16 protein-coding genes are annotated in these 19,727 nt (G+C 34.9%); 15 read left to right on the forward strand and 1 reads right to left on the reverse strand.

Annotated elements, in window-relative coordinates; translation table 11 throughout:
* Positions 1-346: 346 nt before the first annotated feature.
* From BKP37_RS00485 to BKP37_RS00540, 12 genes are all read left to right on the forward strand, one after another.
* Complete coding sequence (locus BKP37_RS00485; RefSeq protein ID WP_071307780.1) at positions 347-1,561, forward strand: PocR ligand-binding domain-containing protein; 1,215 nt, start codon at positions 347-349, stop codon at positions 1,559-1,561.
* A gap of 139 nt (positions 1,562-1,700) precedes the next feature.
* A complete protein-coding gene (locus tag BKP37_RS00490; protein WP_071307781.1) occupies positions 1,701-2,423 on the forward strand; it encodes a helix-turn-helix domain-containing protein in 723 nt (240 codons plus the stop codon).
* Between the two features lie 309 nt (positions 2,424-2,732).
* A complete protein-coding gene (gene queG, locus BKP37_RS00495; protein WP_071307782.1) occupies positions 2,733-3,875 on the forward strand; it encodes a tRNA epoxyqueuosine(34) reductase QueG in 1,143 nt (380 codons plus the stop codon).
* A gap of 65 nt (positions 3,876-3,940) precedes the next feature.
* Complete coding sequence (locus BKP37_RS00500; RefSeq protein WP_071307783.1) at positions 3,941-4,471, forward strand: methylated-DNA--[protein]-cysteine S-methyltransferase; 531 nt, start codon at positions 3,941-3,943, stop codon at positions 4,469-4,471.
* A 157-nt stretch (positions 4,472-4,628) separates the two neighbouring features.
* The gene (locus BKP37_RS00505) at positions 4,629-5,522 is read left to right on the forward strand and encodes an amidase domain-containing protein (protein ID WP_071307784.1); all 894 of its coding nucleotides are present in this window, start codon (positions 4,629-4,631) and stop codon (positions 5,520-5,522) included.
* Between the two features lie 364 nt (positions 5,523-5,886).
* Entirely contained in the window at positions 5,887-6,360 is a 474-nt protein-coding gene (gene trmL / locus BKP37_RS00510; RefSeq protein WP_071307785.1) for a tRNA (uridine(34)/cytosine(34)/5-carboxymethylaminomethyluridine(34)-2'-O)-methyltransferase TrmL, read from the forward strand.
* Between the two features lie 204 nt (positions 6,361-6,564).
* On the forward strand, positions 6,565-7,581 hold the full coding sequence (locus BKP37_RS00515) for a LacI family DNA-binding transcriptional regulator (protein WP_071307786.1): 1,017 nt from the start codon (positions 6,565-6,567) through the stop codon (positions 7,579-7,581).
* A gap of 242 nt (positions 7,582-7,823) precedes the next feature.
* Positions 7,824-9,920 carry an amylo-alpha-1,6-glucosidase gene (locus BKP37_RS00520; protein ID WP_071307787.1) on the forward strand — a complete coding sequence of 699 codons (2,097 nt, stop codon included), beginning with the start codon at positions 7,824-7,826 and terminating at the stop codon, positions 9,918-9,920.
* Between the two features lie 59 nt (positions 9,921-9,979).
* Positions 9,980-11,251: an ABC transporter substrate-binding protein gene (locus tag BKP37_RS00525; RefSeq protein ID WP_071307788.1), complete on the forward strand. Its 1,272-nt coding sequence runs from the start codon at positions 9,980-9,982 to the stop codon at positions 11,249-11,251.
* 68 nt (positions 11,252-11,319) lie between these two features.
* The gene (locus BKP37_RS00530) at positions 11,320-12,225 is read left to right on the forward strand and encodes a carbohydrate ABC transporter permease (protein WP_071307789.1); all 906 of its coding nucleotides are present in this window, start codon (positions 11,320-11,322) and stop codon (positions 12,223-12,225) included.
* Positions 12,226-12,272: 47 nt separating this feature from the next.
* A complete protein-coding gene (locus tag BKP37_RS00535) occupies positions 12,273-13,100 on the forward strand; it encodes a carbohydrate ABC transporter permease (protein WP_071307790.1) in 828 nt (275 codons plus the stop codon).
* Between the two features lie 139 nt (positions 13,101-13,239).
* Entirely contained in the window at positions 13,240-13,797 is a 558-nt protein-coding gene (locus BKP37_RS00540) for a DUF5366 family protein (protein ID WP_071307791.1), read from the forward strand.
* Between the two features lie 58 nt (positions 13,798-13,855).
* Here the strand turns inward: BKP37_RS00540 and BKP37_RS00545 are convergent, their stop codons facing one another.
* Positions 13,856-15,730 carry a transglycosylase domain-containing protein gene (locus tag BKP37_RS00545; RefSeq protein WP_425424969.1) on the reverse strand — a complete coding sequence of 625 codons (1,875 nt, stop codon included), beginning with the start codon at positions 15,728-15,730 and terminating at the stop codon, positions 13,856-13,858.
* Positions 15,731-15,944: 214 nt separating this feature from the next.
* On the opposite strand from BKP37_RS00545, the gene BKP37_RS00550 reads away from it, so the two are divergent.
* The 3 genes from BKP37_RS00550 (at position 15,945) to lepB (ending at position 19,387) form a co-directional block, all read left to right on the forward strand.
* On the forward strand, positions 15,945-17,840 hold the full coding sequence (locus tag BKP37_RS00550) for a PrkA family serine protein kinase (RefSeq protein ID WP_071307793.1): 1,896 nt from the start codon (positions 15,945-15,947) through the stop codon (positions 17,838-17,840).
* A gap of 346 nt (positions 17,841-18,186) precedes the next feature.
* Positions 18,187-18,606 carry a universal stress protein gene (locus BKP37_RS00555; RefSeq protein ID WP_071307794.1) on the forward strand — a complete coding sequence of 140 codons (420 nt, stop codon included), beginning with the start codon at positions 18,187-18,189 and terminating at the stop codon, positions 18,604-18,606.
* A gap of 193 nt (positions 18,607-18,799) precedes the next feature.
* Positions 18,800-19,387, forward strand: a complete 588-nt coding sequence (gene lepB / locus BKP37_RS00560; protein ID WP_071307795.1) for a signal peptidase I — start codon at positions 18,800-18,802, stop codon at positions 19,385-19,387.
* Positions 19,388-19,727: the final 340 nt, after the last annotated feature.

Consider the following 19,727-nt stretch of genomic DNA (forward strand, 5'->3'; position numbering starts at 1 on the left):
TTTGTTTCCCACTCCATTCTGTAGGGTATCCGTTATATATAACTATGAAAGGTGCAATGAATTGGACAGTAATATACGTCTATTTTGTGATCGACTATATGTAAAGAGTTATTAATCAAGGGAGGGTGACTTCTAATAACGTACAATAAACAAGTATCAAGTCTCAGTAGGGTTTGATGTAACTAGATATAGTATCTTTGTGTCGTGGATACACAATTATGAATTTTATAAAAAATGATATTATCATAAAATCGTCGGAATTTGGGGCTGGAAACGTGTTTACTTACTTAATTAAACGATGTAGTGTTAATTAATAAAGACCCCTTTTTGGAGAGAGGCAACGATTATGAAGACTTTATTACATCTTGAAAATATAGTTGATTTAAAAACGTTACAAAGAATACAAGATGATTTTTCAGAGGCAACAGGATTTGCTGCAATTACAGTTGATTTTCGGGGAAAACCAATTACTAGACATAGTGGTTGTTCGAAGTACTGTCATATAATAAGGAGCCGTGAAGAGACTCGAGAGTTATGTGAAAAGTGTGATTCAAGAGCAGGGCTAGAAGCTGCGAGAACGGGCAAACCGTATATATTTTTGTGCCATTCTGGATTTATTGCTTTTGCGGCACCAATTGTTGTCGATGGTCAGTACCTAGGAGCAATTATGGGTGGTCAAGTAGTTAGTTCGGGGGAAGTACCAAATATTAAGTGTATTATTGATGAAGTCATTAATATTGAAGAAGACGTAGAACTAATTGAGGCATATACACAAATTCCGATCGTTCCATTTAAAAAGATTAAATCAGCAGCAAATTTAATGTTTACGATTGCGAACAAAATAGCTGAAAAGGGTTATGTAAATGCAGCCAAAGAAGAGTTGCAGCAACAATCCTTGCGATTAGTTCAATCAGATGGTGATATAGATAGTTTACAATCTGCACTGAATACTGCTGAGCTTAAAATAATGCAAACACAGGACAATCGACAATTTATTATTCAAACTTTAAATACGATTGGCAATCTATCTTTTTTAGAAAAGGCTAAAAAAACTGGTGAAGTAACATTTACCTTGAGTGATACAGTCAAGTATTTAATGACGAACGTTGGTAAAGATGTATCAATAGAAGAAGAATTGTCTTATATAGAGAACTACTTATTTCTTCAAAAAACTCGATTAGGAAATAGGTTAAGTTATGAAATTAGTGTAGTTGATGAAGCTGAAAAGCTGCTAATACCATCAATGTTATTACAACCAATCGTTGAAAACGCAATTGTTCACGGGTTGGAGATTAAGCCAGGTTTTGGAATGATAAAAATAAGTGTTCAAACCCAAGATGGTGAATTGGTAATTTCTATTGAAGATGATGGTATAGGTATGTCTAAACAGATAGTAGAAAGTATTCTAAGCTTAAATAATGATGCTCCAACTTCTACAAGCAGTTTAAAAATGCTACAACAACGTTTGAAAGAGAGGTGCTCTAGAGGAGCTAGCCTAAGGTTGGAAAGTAGTGAGAACAAAGGAACTGTTGTAACAATTGTAATTCCTTATGTCAACTAAATTAAGTTACGTGTTTTAAAGATAAGAAGTATCATTATTAAGTTGGAAAGATGTCTAGCTCCAACGCATAGCCGCGAATGTAATAATCGGGGCAAGCAAGGCGCTTGCGCTTTTCTTTATAAGGAGAGAGTGGAATAGGATGCAAAAAGTTGTTATTGCTGACCTGGAGCCTATACAAAGGAAATGCTTGAGATTACTTTTAGAGGAGCGGTTTCAAAAAAAAATAACAGTTTTCGATACTGAATCTGGGCGAGAGGCAATCCAGCTTATAGACAATAATAACATTGATTTATTAATTTTAGATACTCGCTTAGTTGAATTAGATGGAATAACCTGCACGAAAATTATAAAAGAAAAAAAACCGAGGCAAAAGATTATTGTTTATACATTGACGAACGATCATTATATACGTGAAACTTTTCAAAAATTAGAAGTATCACAATATATATTGAAGCCTTTAAGGCCCAATTTATTGCTTGCTAATATTAATAAAGAAATATGTGATGAACCTTTACATGAAAATAAAAGAAAAATAAAAACCAAAGTTGCTTCAATAATAGACTTTATTGATAGTAATATTCATGAGGATTTAACACTTTCATATGTAGCAGGTAAAACTGAGATTAGTTCGTATTATTTAAGTAAAGTATTTAAGAAAGAAACAGGTAAAAATTTTGTTACTTATGTTACCGAAAGAAAAATTGAAAAAGCCAAAGAGTTATTAAGAAATGTTGAAATTCCAATTATTAATATATCGTTTGAATTAGGTTATACTGAACCAAGTTATTTTACTAAAGTATTTAAAAAGGTAGAAGGTATGACACCTAGTCAATACAGGAATAAACATACAGCTTGGAGTTAGAAAAGAACATAAGGTTATTTGTTTATCTTTTTTAAGGGCCAGGACCCCCACAAAACTTTATGGGAAAATGAAGTCATTGACTTGATCTTATAACATCAGTAAAATAAGTATCTGTGCTAATTGTAAGTTTACTGAAATTAATAGAGTAGTGGCTCTGAGTTTAAGAGTTCACTACTTTTTCTATTATTTAAGTTTGTTTGGAAATGTATACCACAAATGCTTGAATGGGAAAATGTAATCAAACGAGAAACTAAACAATTATAGAATTCATTAAGTAAGATACATTATAAAATAAAAGGAGGGATTACGGTGACATTAGCCCAACTAAAACAAGAAATCATTGCATATAGTATCAGTATCGGAATTGATAAAATTGGCTTTGCATCTGCTGATCCCTTCGTTGATCTCAAAGATAAGCTAATAAACCAACAAGACTTAGGGTATCAATCAGGGTTTGAAGAACCTGATATTGATAAACGAGTTCACCCGGAACTTTTGCTCCCGGAGGCAAAGTCGATAATTGCAATAGCTTTAGCATACCCATCAAAGATGAAACATGCGCCGTTAAGTACAAAAGGTGCAAGGCGAGGTTTATTTTGTAGAGCATCTTGGGGAGAAGACTATCATAAAATTCTAAAACGTAAAATGGAGCAATTAGAAGCCTTTATTTTAGAAAAAGCACCTAATGCTAGGGTGGTTTCAATGGTCGACACAGGAGAATTATCTGATCGCGCAGTGGCCCAAAGAGCTGGGATTGGTTGGAGTGGTAAAAATTGTTCAATTATCACTGAAGAGTTTGGGTCGTATGTATATTTAGGAGAAATTATTACTACATTAGCTTTGCCACCAGATACTCCAATTACTGAGCAATGTGGTTCGTGTACAAAATGTATCGATGCTTGCCCCACAGGTGCTATCGTTCAAGGTGGACAGTTGGACTCAAATAAGTGCATTGCTTTTTTAACACAAACAAAAACGTTTTTGGCCGATGAATATAGAGAAAAAATTGGAAACAGAATATACGGATGTGACACATGTCAGCAAGTATGTCCAGAAAACAAAGGGAAGGACTTTCATTTACATGATGAAATGGAACCAGATCCTGAAGTTGTAAAACCATTACTAAAGGAACTATTATTTATTAGTAATCGCCAATTCAAAGAAACATATGGTCTTCTATCCGGAGCTTGGCGTGGGAAAAAACCACTCCAGAGAAATGCAATTATTGCGCTTGCACACTTTAAAGATGTCAATGCTATTACAGGTCTTGAAAGGCTGCTAAAAGAAGATCCTCGACCGGTAATTAGAGGTACGGCGGCTTGGGCAATTGGTAAAATAGCAGCAGAAAAATCCGAATTAATACTAAAAGTGGCGAAAGAGAGAGAAAAAGATGCAGATGTGCTACGTGAGATTGAAAAAGGGCTGAATTTGCTTGAAAATCACAATATTTAACCGTGGAAAAGGATTTTATTGTCAAGTACTATTAAGACAAGACTGGATTGAAAAGAGGGGAAAGTATGGAAAAGAGATTGGCCATTTTCTATGATGAAATGGATAGCCCACTTGGTCCGTTAACGATTGTTTGCAGTGATTTAGGGGTTTGTTTAATCGAATTTGGATCCATAGAACAGGCTTTAACCAATATAAAAGTCTGGATGAAAAGAAATTTTATTAAAGGTGAATTGTCTTTAAACCATGAAAAAGTAAAACCAGTCATTACTCAACTAACTCAGTATTTTAAAGGAAAAAGAGTTACATTTGATTTACCAATTGATTTGATAGGGACGAAATTTCAATGCCTTGTTTGGGAAGCATTAAGAAACATTGAATATGGTGAAACAAAATCTTATAAACAAATAGCAAAAGAGATCGGAGCTCCTAAAGCAGTTCGAGCTATTGGTGGGGCAAATAATAAAAACCCTCTTCCAATCATTATTCCATGTCATCGAGTGATAGGGAGCAATGGTGCTCTCGTTGGATATGGTGGCGGTGTTGAGAAAAAGGAAATATTGTTAGAAATTGAAGGTTCAATAAAAAAAATTTCTTAAAGTGATTACGTTTACGTAGTCCTTTTTTTTTCGTACTTATTGAGGCTATTTTGGGTAAACGATCGATGAAGTTGGAAAGTTCTCGGATAAACATCATGTAACTGTTTCACTGAACATACATTTAATTAGCAGAAAAAACGTCAAAGGAGAGGTTTTAATGAGCTGGTTGAATGGGCTAAAAGAACATATTAAGTCGTTAAATAGTTCATATACTATGAATGTTGTAAGAAATGGTTTTATAAGAGAAGATGAACAACGATCTTACGAAAGAAAACAGGATGGTTTAGAAAATAGGGGAGCTAAAATAGTTAAATCGATTGTTGATGGTAGGGTCATAAGTTCACAAAAAATTGATGGTCTGAGACAAGTTGATTATATAGTACATTATCAACAGCTCATAAAACAAAAAAGTAAATTTTATATGGAAGAAAAGCAAGAAGAAAGGCGGGCAATTTTCTCAGCAGAAGAATTAATCGATGATTATTGCCGTTTAAATGAAAAACTATTACTGAATAATGAGGTACTATCAACCCAAGAGCGCCACGGTTTAGAAGGAGAATATAGATACGCATACTCACGGCTAGAAGCTGTACGTTATGCTGAACGATGGTGGGATGATTACAATCCTAACTATAAAAAATTTGAGAATAATTGTACTAACTTTGTTTCCCAGTGTATCCATGCAGGTGGTACTCCGATGACGGGTCATCCAAAACGTAACAAAGGTTGGTGGTATCGTAATAAAAATTGGAGCTTTAGTTGGGCAGTTGCACATTCATTACGGTGGCATTTAAGTGGTTCAAAAGCTGGCCTAAGAGCTAAAGAAGTATCAAAACCTGAAGAATTACTAAAAGGTGACGTTATTTGTTATGATTTTAGTGGAGATGGTAGATGGCAACACACAACAATTGTTGTTGCAAAAGATGAGAATAATATGCCGTTAGTTAATGCACAAACAACAAATAGTCGAATGAGGTATTGGGCTTATGAAGATTCTACTGCCTGGACTCCGAATATAAAGTATAAATTCTTTCACATTATTAGTGAATGAGTAAATTTCATAATTACGAACGGTTTGCTGTAACTATAATTGTATATTAGGAATTTTAATAGAAATATATTAAATTAAGTTAATCTAGCTGTAATAGTTGTAATCAGCAAAACACAACTATATACAGCTTTTTTTATGGGTATATTTTAGAGGAAGGAGACTACTGGCTATAATACGTTAAAAAAATTATCTTTTTCCTAACTAGTTGGAAATGCTATAATAAAAAGACTTCCTTCAGTGGGAGTTTTTCTTTGCGCTTTAAGAAATTAAAACTAAAGCTTTCCGCTAGTTAGGACTTGGTGAAAAGCCAAAGTTTTCCTAAGTATAATAAAAGGATAATTTGTTAAGAAATAGAGGTGAAAAAATGGGATTACATATCGTTTTATATCAACCCGAAATCCCAGCAAACACAGGAAATATTGCTCGTACTTGTGCAGGGACTAATACGTCATTACATTTAATTCGGCCATTAGGATTTTCAACAGACGATAAAATGCTTAAAAGAGCAGGGTGCGACTATTGGCCAAATGTAAAAATTAATTATTATGATTCGATGGATGAATTATTTGAAACTTTCCCAGAGGCAAACTTTTACTTTATCGAAACAGTAGGAAAGAAAAATTATACTGATTTCGATTATAGTAATTTAGAGAGTGATCATTTCTTCGTATTTGGTCGTGAAACAACAGGTTTACCTAAGGATTTATTAGATGCGAATATAGACCGTTGTTTACGTATTCCGCAATCAGATAAAATTCGTTCTTTAAACCTTTCAAATACTGCAGCTATATTAGTGTATGAGGCATTACGTCAACGGAATTTCCCGGATTTAACTTAAACAAAAGAGCTGACGAGTTTAGTCAGCTCTATCCTTTTCTATCTTATTTATATAATTGAAGTAGGTATCATATCATAATAAGAGGATTATATTTGGGAAAATTTCAAATTAATCAGATTTAATTTAAAAAACTATTGTAAACGCTTTTTTAATGTGTTATTCTAATAACGAAAAAGATCCGAAACGTTTTGGAGGGTTGTGGAAATGGCTACTATTAAAGATATAGCTAAAGCAGCAGGGGTGTCAGTTACAACTGTTTCCAGGGCGTTAAATGGCTATAGCGATGTGAATGAAAAAACACGTACCAAGATTAAAGAAATTGCTGAACAACTACAGTATAGCCCAAATGCATTAGCGAGAAGTCTTGTTATGAATAAAACGAATACAGTTGGTTTACTAGTTTCTGAATTAAATCGATCAGGAGTTAAAGATAACTTTACTTTTGAAGTAATGTGTGGGATCAATGATAGCCTTGGTGATCTTGGTTATGACTTAATCTTATTTAATACAAATACCGCTAAGCAAAAAAAGAAAAGTTATGCACAGCTTTCGCGCGAAAGACAAGTCGAAGGTGTTATCATTCAAGGAATGAAGAAAGATGATCCTTATTTAAAAGAAGTAATTGATAGTAATATTCCAAGTGTGTTAATCGATATTGAGATGAAAGGAACCAATGTTGGCTATGTAACTACAGACAACGAGTTCGGAGCACAAATGGCTATGAAGCATTTGATCAATTACGGACATCGTAATATTGCGATGATTAATGGATCCGATCAGGCGTTAATAAGTAGAAAAAGATTAAAGGGTTATAAAAAGGTACTGAAGGATGCAGAAATTACTTTCAATGAGAACTATGTCGTTGATGGAGCATTTTCGGAACAAAAATCTGAAGAAGTGGCTTTACAGCTCTTAGAGGAACATCCTGAAATTACAGCGATTTTTTGTGCGAGTGACCTTATGGCGATGGGGGTTTTGAAAGCAGCAAAGAAAAAAGGTTTTCATATTCCTGAAGATTTGTCGGTTGTTGGCTTTGATGATATTACTTTAGCAGCATATGTGGATCCGCCGCTTACAACGATTGCACAAGATAAGTATCAAATAGGTTATGAAGCTGCTAAATTGCTAATTGATATGTTACAAGGAAAAGATCAGCGAAGAATGAAAATGCTTGATAACCATCTCATCATACGAGAAACAACTGCTCCATTACAAAGGTAACTATAGAGTTCTTGTAGTTTTTCCAGAAGATGTTGATAAAAAGGCTTAATTTATAAGCCAATTTTCTTACTTGAAATCCGAAACGTTTTGGAAAAAACGTCATGTTAACTTTTAGAAAAAAAATTCTTTATTAGTAAACTATGACGAACTTTTTTTATAAAAAATCCGAAACGTTTCGGTGAAAATAAATAACTATTCCGAAAGCGTTGCAATGAAGGAATAGTAGGAGGTTTTAATATAAAATGGATTACCGCGTAATTAAGGAAAATGACTTATTTTTACTAACTGACACAAGTGGGAATATTCCTGAAAATCACCCATATGGATTAGGACTTTATACAAAGGACACACGTTTTTTAAGTAAGCTAGATTTAAAGATCAATGGTGAGGAACCCATATTATTATCATCTAGTGCAAATGAGAATTACTATGCAACGATTATGTTAACAAACCCGCATATGGAGAGAGATGGCGAACTTATTCTTTGGAGAGAGTCGGTCGAATTAACAAGAACTCGCTTTATCCATAATGATGTTTGTTACGAGCTACTAAAAGCAAAAAATTATTTTCCTAAACCAGTGAGCTTTGAACTAAGTCTTCATGTTGATGTTGACTTTAACGACATGTTTATTGTTCGTGGATTTCAAAATGGTGATGTTGGTGAGCGTACAGGACAAGTAGTCGGTAAACAAGAAATATCTTTCGCTTATCAAGGAGCAGACAATGTTAAACGAGCTTCTATCATCCGTTGGGATAAAGATGAAACGAAAGTAACAGAAACAGGAGATGTACACTTTAATCTGTCTTTAGGCCATGAAGAAGAAGAAACAATCGCATTTATGGTCATTCCATCCATTAACGATGAAATGCCAGAAATTGTAGAGCCTAAAGTGGCTTTAGAAAAATTAAAAGTTTCGACAGCTGAGTGGAAAGAGGAAACAACACAGGTAGAAACAAATAATAAGGCATTACAACGTTTAGTTGATCGTGGGATTGGCGATCTTAGAGTTTTATTAACAGATTTAGGCTATGGAAAATTTCCAGTTGCAGGCTTACCATGGTTTGGTGTCCCATTTGGCCGTGATAGCTTAATTGCTGCCCTGCAAATGTTACCGTTCTCACCAGATGTAGCAAAAGGAACGCTTAAAACGATGGCAGCCTTCCAAGGAACGAAGAAAGACGCATGGCGTGATGAAGAACCAGGGAAGATCATGCATGAAATTCGTTTTGGGGAGTTAGCGAATACAGGCCAAATTCCATTTACACCTTATTACGGAACAATCGATGCGACGCCACTATTTCTTGTATTACTTACAGAATATGTAAATTGGACTAGGGACACAGCATTGTTCCAAGAGCTTGAAACGAACGTTGAAAGAGCTTTAGAGTGGATTAATCGGTACGGGGATCGTGATGGGGATTTATTCGTTGAATATCACCAAGAAGCGGAAAAAGGAATTGCGAATCAAGGGTGGAAAGACTCTGGTGACTCAATTGTTCACCGTAATGGAGAATATGCAGAAACACCGATTGCTTTATCAGAAGTACAGGGCTATGTTTATCAAGCAAAACAAGGAATTGCTTCCATATACGAAAAGCTAGGTAAGGTAGAAGAAGCTACAGCGTTAAGAACAGAAGCACAAACCTTAAAAGAAAGGTTTGAAGAAGAATTCTGGATGGAAGATGTTTCATTTTATGCGTTAGCTCTTGATAAAGATAAAAAGCAAGTGGGTACGTTGACGACAAACCCAGGACACATTTTGATGTCAGGCATGTTAAATGCCGAAAAAGCAAAGAGTGTTAGTGATGTGCTTGTTTCTGACAAAATGTTCTCTGGATATGGTATTCGCACAATGGGGAAAGGTGAAGCTGGTTACAATCCAATGAGTTATCATGATGGTTCGATTTGGCCACATGACAATAGTTTAGTTATTCTAGGTATGAGTAGGACAAATAACAAAGAGCAAGCTGCAACAGTTATGAACGGTTTAATTGAAGCTTCTCATTCATTTGAATATGATCGTTTACCTGAGTTGTTCTGTGGGTATGATGCAAAACTTGGAAAAGCCGTTAAATATCCTGTTGCATGTTCTCCACAAGCATGGGCTGCTGGGACTCCACTAGTATTTGTACAATCAATGGTTGGACTATTTCCTGATACATTAAATAATAAAGTTTATGTTCGTCCGTTTTTACCAGAAGGTACTGATCAAATTAAACTTTTAAATGTGCAAATTGGTGAAGGGGTACTTTCGATAGAAGTTAAGCGAAGCAGTGAAACATTAGCTGTTGAAGTATTAGAAAATACGACAGCGCAAGAAATCATTATCGAAGCTTAGCAATTCAGGAGAAACTTCTCCTAATACAATACAAAACATAATGAGAGGGGTTTAAAACAATGAAAAAAAGCAAATGGTTAACGTCAATCGGCTTAGCGGCAACAATCGCTTTTGGTGGATTACTTACAGGTTGTGGAACAGATGAAAAGAGCGGAGTTGATGCAAATGGTTCAACTGAAAAAGGTAATGAAGTTGTTGAGTTAACGCTTAGTTCTTGGGGATCATCTCCGACAGAACAACGTATCTTTGAAGAAACATTAAAAGCATTTGAAGAAGAGCATCCACATATTAAAGTAAAACTTGATATTATTGCTGACCAGTACATGGATGTACTCCGTACACGTTTAATTGGAAATACAGCTGCTGATGTATTCTTCCTTGATGCATTTGAAGCGCCAGCATTAATGGCAACTGGAGTTCTTGAGCCGTTAGATGAGTATGTAACAGAAGATTTTGATGTAGTAGATTTTGAGGATCCACTATTAAATGCATTTAAGTATGATGGTGTGACTTACGGTTTCCCTAAAGATACGTCAACTTTAGCATTATTTTATAACCTTGACTTATTTGAAGAGGCTGGATTAGAGCGTGCCCCCAAAACATGGGAAGAGTTAGTTGGGTATGCAAAAATATTAAAAGAAGAAACTGGAGTTCATGGCTTTGGGATTGTTCCTGATTTAGCTCGTAACGTGTTTCTTGCTGAGTCTAAAGGTGGAAAGATAGCAACTGACAACCGTGCAAGCTTTGGAACACCCGAGGTTGTTGAAGCGTTACAAACATTAATTGATATGAGAAACGTTGACGGCTCAGCTGCTTCTCCAGCTGATGTAGGAGCAAACTGGGGTGGGGAGATGTTCGGTCAAGGTCGTGCGGCTATGATGTTCGAAGGGAACTGGACGATATCCTTCTTAGAAGATACGTTCCCGAATACAAACTATGCTACAGCGGAAATTCCTATGATCGATGATAACAAGGGTTCAATGGCATTTACAGTTGCTTATGCTATGAATAAAAATACAGAGTATAAAGATGAAGCGTGGGAATTAATTTCATGGTTAACAGGAAAAGAAGGAATGAAAAAGTGGACAGGATCAGGCTTTGTATTCCCTAGCCGTGCAAGTGTAGCAGAAGAATTAGGTTTATTTGAAGATGAAATTCGCGCACCATTTGCACATGCTACAACGTATGCAACGGTTTGGGCAGATGATACGAATTTACCGATTATCAACAACAATTTTAATAACGAATTTTTAAGTGCATTTTTAGGACAGAAATCTTTAGAAGATGCGTTAAAAGAAGCAGAGCGCGTCGCTAATAGTGAAATTGAGTAATAACTGAGTTAAAAAGGGGGGAGGTTGTCTCTCCCTAACTCCCTTTTTGAAAGAGAGGAGCTTCCGATATGGGAACAGGGAAAAAGTGGAATAAACGAGTGGTACGAGAAGCGGGGCAAGGGTATACGTTTATGTCGCCAACAATTTTTGTATTAGGATTGTTTGTCGTTGCACCGATTTTCTATGCAATATTTTTAGCGTTCCATCGTGTGGAATTATTAGGTGGAATGTCGTTTAACTTTATTGGTTTTGATAACTTTACGAGAGTTGTAGATGATACTCGTGCCAAAATTGCGATCATGAATACAGCTAAATACGTAGCTGTTGTTGTGCCGATCCAAACGGCACTTGCCCTTATTCTAGCAGCGACGTTAAATGCTGGTATGAAAGGTGAAAAGTTTTTTAGAATTGTATACTTTTTACCGACTTTAACTTCTTCAGCAGTATTAACGTTGATCTTCATGTGGATGTATAATCCAGAAGGACTAATTAACAATATTCTAGCATTTGTTGGCTTACCGACATACAACTGGATTAATGATCCGTCTGTTGCTTTAAATGCAATCATGATGATGAACATTTGGTCAACAGCACCGTTTTTTATGGTTATTTACTTAGCGGCCCTACAGGATATTCCGGATTCAATGTATGAAGCAGCTGAACTTGATGGTGCAAATGGCATTCAAAAGTTTTGGTATATTACTGTTCCACTATTACGACCGGTTACTTCATTTGCTGTTATTATGGGACTTATTGGAACGTTTCAGTTATTTGATCAGTCGTACATTTTCTCTGGTGGTTCGGGTGGACCAAGTAACTCAACGTTAACAGTTGTACTTTTAATCTATCAATATGCATTTGGTACTTCAGGAAGAATGGGATATGCTGCTGCAATAGCATTTATCCTTGCATTTATCATTTTAACAGCTACTTTAATTCAAAGAAAAATGCAAAAAGAGGAATCTTTCTATTAAGTTATAGGCTGCTCCCTAACAAATTAGGTGAGTAAGGAGGTCCAATTATGAAGAAAAAAGTAGGAATCGGTAGAGCTATTCTTTATGTCATCTTATCGACCTATGCAATTATTACGATGTTACCATTTTTATGGGCATTATCATCTTCGTTTAAAAGTTTAGAAGAAATTTTAAGCGGAGCGATGACGCTTTTTCCAAGAGATTTCACCTTTGAAAATTATCGTTCTATTTTTGTAGAGCAACGTTATTTTCCACGTTGGTTATTAAATAGTGTGATTGTGGCAGTCATTGGAACAGGATTAAATTTGTTATTTAATTCAATGGCGGGTTATGCACTAGCGCGGCTTAGCTTTCCAGGAAAAAAGGGATTATTTATTATGGTATTAGCTGTGCTCATGATCCCAGGACAAGTAACGATGATACCTAATTATTTAATTTTAAACCATCTAGGTTGGTTAAACTCTTATCATGGGTTAATTGTGCCAGCGATGGTGAATGCAACATTCATTTTTATGATGAGGCAATTTTTCATTAACTTTCCTAAGGAGCTTGAAGAGGCAGCGGAAATTGATGGCCTCTCACGGATCGGAACATTCTTTAGGATTGTATTACCGATGGCAAAACCAGCTCTAGCAGCACAAGCGATCTTTGTTTTCATGGCATCTTGGAATGACTTTATGCGCCCATTAATCATTATGTCAGATGTGTCGATGTTTACCTTACCAGTTGGGTTAAACCTATTCAAAGATCAATATGTAACACACTGGAATTTCATTATGGCTGCATCAATGGTATTCACGTTACCAGTTCTTATTATCTACGCTTTCTTTAATCGGTATTTTATTAAAGGAATTTCATTTAGAGGAGATAAATAAAGGATAAAAGCTATTCTACCATTTATTTGGTAAGAATAGCTTTTTTTGCATATGTGTTTATTCCATTACTGCTTTTGTATCGAAACATAGAAATTTATTGTATGATAGTAAAGTAATTTTAGAAAAAGGAAGGATTTTTTTGAAAAATGCGTATTTAACTAGCCATTTCCCGTTAATTTCAATTATTCTGTTTAGCACTTCCTTATCTTTATATGTCGAAGGAATCATTATTCAAAAGCTGTATGATTTAGGTATTTACCAAGGAATGACGGAAGTGTTTTCTGAAAGTGGGATAAAATTAACCTTATTATTTTTACTCTTATTATTTTTCTTCATGGTATTTGCAGCTTTAAAGCTGATTGCTAATACAATGATTGAACTTTCACTTCTATTTTTTTCAAATGATAAAGAGGGAGTTGAACTAACAAAAATTCGTTCAGGGTCTTGGCTTTACCTAGTAGGTAGTGTCGTATCATTATTTTTGTTTTATCATATAATGTTTATTCTGTTCATTATAATAGTAGTTACTCTTAGTTACTTTGTTTTCTTTGTTTATAAGGTAAGTTCTTCTTTATCTTCGATTGGCTTAATAGGAATGGTTTTTTTTCACGTCTTTTTTTGGTTTGCATTTGTTCTTTCAGTCTCATATGCCATGACCAAACTTTATAACAGTTTTCTAGCAAGTTTACCAATATAGAAAAAAATGTAAAATATTAGTTTATCGAATAATCTAATATTCTACATTTTTTTTTGATTTAGTCTCCCATCAAATCGCGCCAAATGAGTAAATGAGGAGCACGTGAATTTATGTGAGCTAGGCTTTTCGGTTGATCGTACCCAACCCAAACTCCTGTTGTATACTCTTCATTAAGTCCGATAAACCAAAGGTCATGAAACGTGTTGGTTGTCCCTGTTTTCCCTCCAATAAAATTATTTCCGGAGTTATAGTAAGCTTTTCTTGCTGTTCCTTCAGTGATGACTTTATTTAGTAAACTTCTCATTTTAGAATTGGTTTCTTTATTCCATACTTGCTGTGGATTTTTATCCCACTCTAGTAATACTTTTCCGTTTGCATCCAACACCTTCTCAATGCCCCTTGCTTTTTGGAACATCCCTTCATTTGCAAATGTAGTGTAGGCTGTTGTCATTTCTAACGGGCTCACGCCATATGTGAGTCCACCTAATGCTGAAGGTAAGTTGAAATCCTCTTCAACTATTTTTGTAAAACCCAATTTAAAAAAGTAAGAAAAAGCAGTTTCGATACCTATTTGGTCAAGCATTCGAACAGCAGCTGTATTGTAAGAATGTTTAAAGGCAGTTTCTAACCTTACATTTCCATAGGTAGCCCCACCGTAATTTCTTGGACAATATCCATTCTTACAAAAAGCCGAAGCATTAATGAAATTATTAATTGAACTATTCCTTTCTGATAAATAAGGAGCAAATACTAGTAATGATTTTATAGATGATCCAGGTTGGCGAAATGCCTGAAACCCACGATGTAAATCAAACTTTTTGTATTGTTTTCCACCACTAATAGCAACAATATTGTTTGAGCGATGATCAATTATGACGGCAGCACCTTGTATACTTTGATTGGGGATGCGCTGAGCGATGACCTGGTAAATATTTTCCTGCTTTTTTGGTTGAAGTGATGAATGAATGTGAATGCCGCTTGAAAGAAGTTCCTCTACACGCTTTTTGCGACGGCTTATATATTGATTTTTATGCTCATTTGTAGAGGCACGTTCAATCTTTTGATTATATCCCTCTTTTTCCCCAACTAATTGTTCAAATTCATAATGGATATAGGTTACGTAATCTGGATAGAGATCGATTTTTTTTGATGGGTTTAATGTTATTTTTCTATCTCTAGCAGCATTGTGCTGCTCTTTCGTGATGAATTGTAGTTCTAGCATTTTAGCTAATATCCAGTTTTTTCTTTCAGTTGTATTACCGGGGTTGATAAAAGGATTATAATGAGTCGGATTGTTAGGTATCGCAAGTAAATAGGCTACTTCAGCTAAGGAAAGTTCACTGACAGAACGCGATAAATAAAATTGACTAGCAGCTTCGATACCATATACGCCATTTTGGAAAAATATCGCATTTAGATAAAGTTCAAGTATTTTTTCTTTTGAAAACATTTTTTCAATCTGAAAGGCGTACAACAATTCCGTAAGTTTACGATTGTAAGTACGGTCATTTGTTAAATAAATATTTTTAACTAACTGTTGTGTGAGGGTACTTCCGCCTTGCTCAATTGATTGGTTTTCAGCATTCACCAAAAAAGCTCTAGCAATACCTGTTATATCAAAACCTTTATGTGAAAAAAAATGTCGATCTTCTGTGGCAATAATTGCTTCGATAAAGTAAGTTGGTATCTCATCATAAGATATATAAATACGATTTTCCTCTTTGTAAATTTCAGAAATTATATTCCCGTTTGAATCATATATATAGCTATTATCATGTAAAGAAAAATCATTAGTAGTTACTTTTTCTTCTAAAAGGCTTTCAACAGTCTGAATTTGACTTAACTCATTTGAAAAACCAATGAAGGAAAATGAAAATACGCTAATAAAGATTAAAACAAGAAAAAAACCTATGCTTTTGCCCAACAAACTCACTCTTTCTAAAAAAATTCTTACTACCACTAGACTTGATTTTTCTAGTCCTTTGGTAGCGATTAATAATGAAAACTACCTTTTATTTTAGCATTTTAGTCTTTAGAACTGTTATTTTTTTTAAAAGGAAAAGGGTGAATAGTGAATGAACAAGTTATTTAGCGCATAGTATTAATCAAGTACGTAATTTAAGCAGATAGACTGGGAGGAGGATTTAATGAGTATCTTAGATAGACTTAAAGAGTTTCGAGAAGAAGAGAAACGACTTACTTGGGAAGGTACGTTCCGTGAATATTTAGAAATCATTAAAGAGAAGCCTGAGGTTGCGCAAACAGCACATTCTCGTATTTATAATATGATAAAGGATGCTGGCGTTGAAGAGATCGATGGTAAGAGAAGTTATAAGTTCTTTAGCAATGAAATCTATGGATTAGAAGAAGCTATCGAGAGGTTGGTAGAAGAATATTTTCATTCAGCGGCTAAAAGGTTAGATGTTAGAAAGCGTATTTTATTACTAATGGGACCTGTTAGTGGCGGTAAATCAACCTTAGTTTCAATGCTAAAAAGAGGTTTAGAGAAATACTCTCGATCTGAAGATGGTGCTATTTATGCAATTAAAGGCTGCCCAATGCATGAAGATCCATTGCACTTAATCCCTCATCATTTAAGGGAAGATTTTTATAATGAATATGGAATAAAGGTAGAAGGAAACCTCTCTCCTCTCAACATGATGCGCTTGGAACAGGAGTATGGCGGTGTAATTGAAGAAGTGATCGTCCAAAGAATTTTGCTTTCAGAGGATCGCCGTGTTGGTATTGGTACATTCAGTCCATCAGATCCAAAGTCTCAAGATATAGCGGATTTAACTGGAAGCATCGACTTTTCAACCATTGCTGAGTATGGTTCAGAGTCAGATCCACGTGCTTACCGATTTGATGGTGAACTAAATAAAGCTAACCGTGGTTTAATGGAATTCCAAGAAATGTTGAAGTGTGATGAGAAGTTTTTATGGCATTTATTATCATTAACCCAAGAAGGGAACTTTAAAGCCGGCAGATTTGCTTTAATCTCAGCAGATGAAATGATCGTAGCTCATACGAATGAAGCAGAGTATAAATCATTTATCTCAAATAAGAAAAATGAAGCCCTTCATTCGAGAATTATTGTTATGCCAATCCCTTATAACTTAAGAGTTTCTGAGGAAGAAAAGATTTATAAGAAGATGATTAAAGATAGTGATATTTCCGATGTTCATATTGCTCCACATGCATTAAGGGTTGCTGCTATCTTTACTATTTTAACAAGGCTCAAAGAATCAAAAAAACAAGGCGTAGATGTTCTCAAGAAACTTAAACTTTATGACGGGCAAACTGTCGAAGGATTCAATACACAAGACGTTGAGGAAATGAAAAAGGAATACCAAGATGAAGGTATGACAGGAATCGACCCACGTTATGTCATTAATCGTATTTCCTCGGCAATAATTCGCAAAGAACTATCGTCAATTAATGCATTGGATGTATTACGTTCTATAAAAGAAGGATTAGATCAACATGCATCTATATCTAAAGAAGACCGTGAAAGATACATTAATTTCATTTCTGTAGCAAGAAAAGAATATGATGAAATTGCAAAGAAAGAAGTTCAAAAAGCGTTTGTTTATTCTTATGAAGAGTCTGCTAAGACGTTGATGGATAACTATTTAGATAATGTTGAAGCATTTTGTAATAAAAATAAACTGCGTGATCCATTAACTGGAGATGAGATGAATCCAGACGAAAAGCTTATGCGTTCAATTGAAGAACAAATTGGCATTTCAGAAAATGCGAAAAAAGCATTCCGGGAAGAAATACTCATTCGAATTTCGGCTTATGCTCGTAAAGGAAAGAGATTTGATTATAATTCCCACGAGCGCTTAAGAGAAGCTATACAGAAGAAATTATTTGCTGATCTTAAAGACGTTGTCAAGATCACTACGTCCACGAAAACACCTGACGAAAATCAGTTGAAGAAGGTTAACGAAGTGATTGCAAGACTTATTGATGATCATGGGTACAATTCTGTCTCGGCCAATGAATTACTTCGTTATGTAGGTAGTTTGTTAAATAGATAAATGGGGAAGTTGACATATAGTATCAGAACTTTTTATAAGGACTGATACTATAGAGTCAACTTTTTTATGCTAGAAAAGTGGTTAATTATTAAAGTCTACTCCCCTTCCTCTTATTACTTTCAAAGGTATGCTGTTGTTCAAGTATTCCTTTGACCTTGGTACATTCTTAAAAAGATAAAAAATCTGTAGTATTAGCTTGTTTCAAGTCGAGAAAAAATTATTAAAATTTATTAAGTATAGTAGGAGATGTAGCGCTGTATGAAGAAACAATTACTTGGAGAGAAATCGATAATGTATGTTATCGAGTAGATATAGTAGAGTTGGTTAAAAAGGGAGGGGGATCACGATGTTTAAAAAAATTTTGTTAGCTGCAGATGGCTCTGAACATTCTATTCGTGCAGCAGAAAAAGCTTTGGCAATATCTAAAACATCTAATGAAAGTAGTATAGAAGTTATTTATGTTATTGATGGTTCAACATCAAAATCTGATGTATTAAGTAATTTTGATGTAAAAGCTATAACTGAGCAAAGAAAAGCAAAACTTAGACCGATAGAGGAGTTGTTAGTAAAAGACGACATCTCTCATAAATTTCATTTAGTTCATGGAGAACCGGGGCCGACTATTGTGAAATTTGCTAATGAAAATCAATATGATTTAGTTGTTATTGGAAGTCGCGGACTGAACACTCTTCAAGAGATGGTTTTAGGAAGTGTTAGTCACAAAGTGGCTAAGCGAGCAAACTGTCCTGTTATGATCGTAAAGTAATACATAGAGACACTTATCTTTTTTTGATAGGTGTTTTTTATCTTAGACAATTCTTGGATCGAACGTTCATTTTTCATTTAACCCACGTTTAAATAAATAAAAAATGGTAAAAATGAGCATATTAATAATTTTCAGAAAATTGATCGTGCGCATATTTAATATTTTTCTTATTAAAAATTTGGGAAGTGGACAAATGGAAATAAATAGACGATTAGAAAATATAGAAAAAAGGAAAAAAGTAAAAAAAGAAATCATAAGTTGGGCGAAAACACTAGTGGTTGTACTAGTATTAGTAGTGGCGATACGAGGCTTTTTGTTTACTAACTATATCGTTTATGGTTCTTCCATGATGCCGACAATCCAAGATCGTGACAGAGTGATAATAAATAAGATTGGATATGGTATAGGTGCACCAGAAAGATTCGATATGATTGTGTTTCATGCTAACGAAACTACAGATTATATTAAGCGTGTTATTGGTCTTCCAGGGGATTTCATTGAATATAAAGATGATGTTCTATATGTAAACGGCATAGCTGTAGATGAACCTTATTTAGTGGAAATAACGGATGTATACAAAAGGTATCCATATACACATGATTTTACTTTAGAAGAATTGACAGGAGAAAAATATGTACCGAAAGATCATTTATTTGTATTAGGTGATAATCGCCGTAATAGTGTTGATAGTAGACAAATTGGTTTTATTTCCTTTGATGACATTGTAGGGAAAGCTGATATTGCATACTGGCCAATTAAAGAATTTCGAAAACTTAAATAAAGATCGCACCCCATGTGCGATCTTTTGCTTTATAATCAGAATTTATAAATTTCTAACTTGGAAACTGTCTAGCGCAAGCAGCCTACGAGCTCGATCACTTCAGTCAAGTTTCTGACTTCGCTGACTTCTGGATTGCTTCTTTGATGATGCTTCATGCTACTTTGCTCCTGCGGTTACTCGTCGCACGGAAAACAATTGCTCCTGCGGTTACTCGTCGCACGGAACACAGCTTCGAGGAAACCTACTTCGAAGCGTTGCTGTCAGGCGCAAAAAGCACATAGTTTGCGGTCAAAGGTGACATCGGCATGTCCAGATTATTACGTTTTAATAATCTCCTTTA

This window comes from Anaerobacillus alkalilacustris (assembly GCF_001866005.1).
GTDB classification, from domain to species: Bacteria; Bacillota; Bacilli; order Bacillales; family Anaerobacillaceae; genus Anaerobacillus; species Anaerobacillus alkalilacustris.

Excerpts from the sequence above, each read along its gene's own strand:
- BKP37_RS00555 (WP_071307794.1), top strand. The coding sequence starts at position 18,187 with ATGTTTAAAAAAATTTTGTTAGCTGCAGATGGCTCTGAACATTCTATT.
- BKP37_RS00525 (WP_071307788.1), top strand. The coding sequence starts at position 9,980 with ATGAAAAAAAGCAAATGGTTAACGTCAATCGGCTTAGCGGCAACAATC.
- BKP37_RS00530 (WP_071307789.1), top strand. The coding sequence starts at position 11,320 with ATGGGAACAGGGAAAAAGTGGAATAAACGAGTGGTACGAGAAGCGGGG.
- lepB (WP_071307795.1), top strand. The coding sequence starts at position 18,800 with ATGGAAATAAATAGACGATTAGAAAATATAGAAAAAAGGAAAAAAGTA.
- BKP37_RS00520 (WP_071307787.1), top strand. The coding sequence starts at position 7,824 with ATGGATTACCGCGTAATTAAGGAAAATGACTTATTTTTACTAACTGAC.
- BKP37_RS00505 (WP_071307784.1), top strand. The coding sequence starts at position 4,629 with ATGAGCTGGTTGAATGGGCTAAAAGAACATATTAAGTCGTTAAATAGT.
- BKP37_RS00500 (WP_071307783.1), top strand. The coding sequence starts at position 3,941 with ATGGAAAAGAGATTGGCCATTTTCTATGATGAAATGGATAGCCCACTT.
- BKP37_RS00485 (WP_071307780.1), top strand. The coding sequence starts at position 347 with ATGAAGACTTTATTACATCTTGAAAATATAGTTGATTTAAAAACGTTA.
- BKP37_RS00490 (WP_071307781.1), top strand. The coding sequence starts at position 1,701 with ATGCAAAAAGTTGTTATTGCTGACCTGGAGCCTATACAAAGGAAATGC.
- BKP37_RS00550 (WP_071307793.1), top strand. The coding sequence starts at position 15,945 with ATGAGTATCTTAGATAGACTTAAAGAGTTTCGAGAAGAAGAGAAACGA.
- trmL (WP_071307785.1), top strand. The coding sequence starts at position 5,887 with ATGGGATTACATATCGTTTTATATCAACCCGAAATCCCAGCAAACACA.
- BKP37_RS00515 (WP_071307786.1), top strand. The coding sequence starts at position 6,565 with ATGGCTACTATTAAAGATATAGCTAAAGCAGCAGGGGTGTCAGTTACA.
- BKP37_RS00535 (WP_071307790.1), top strand. The coding sequence starts at position 12,273 with ATGAAGAAAAAAGTAGGAATCGGTAGAGCTATTCTTTATGTCATCTTA.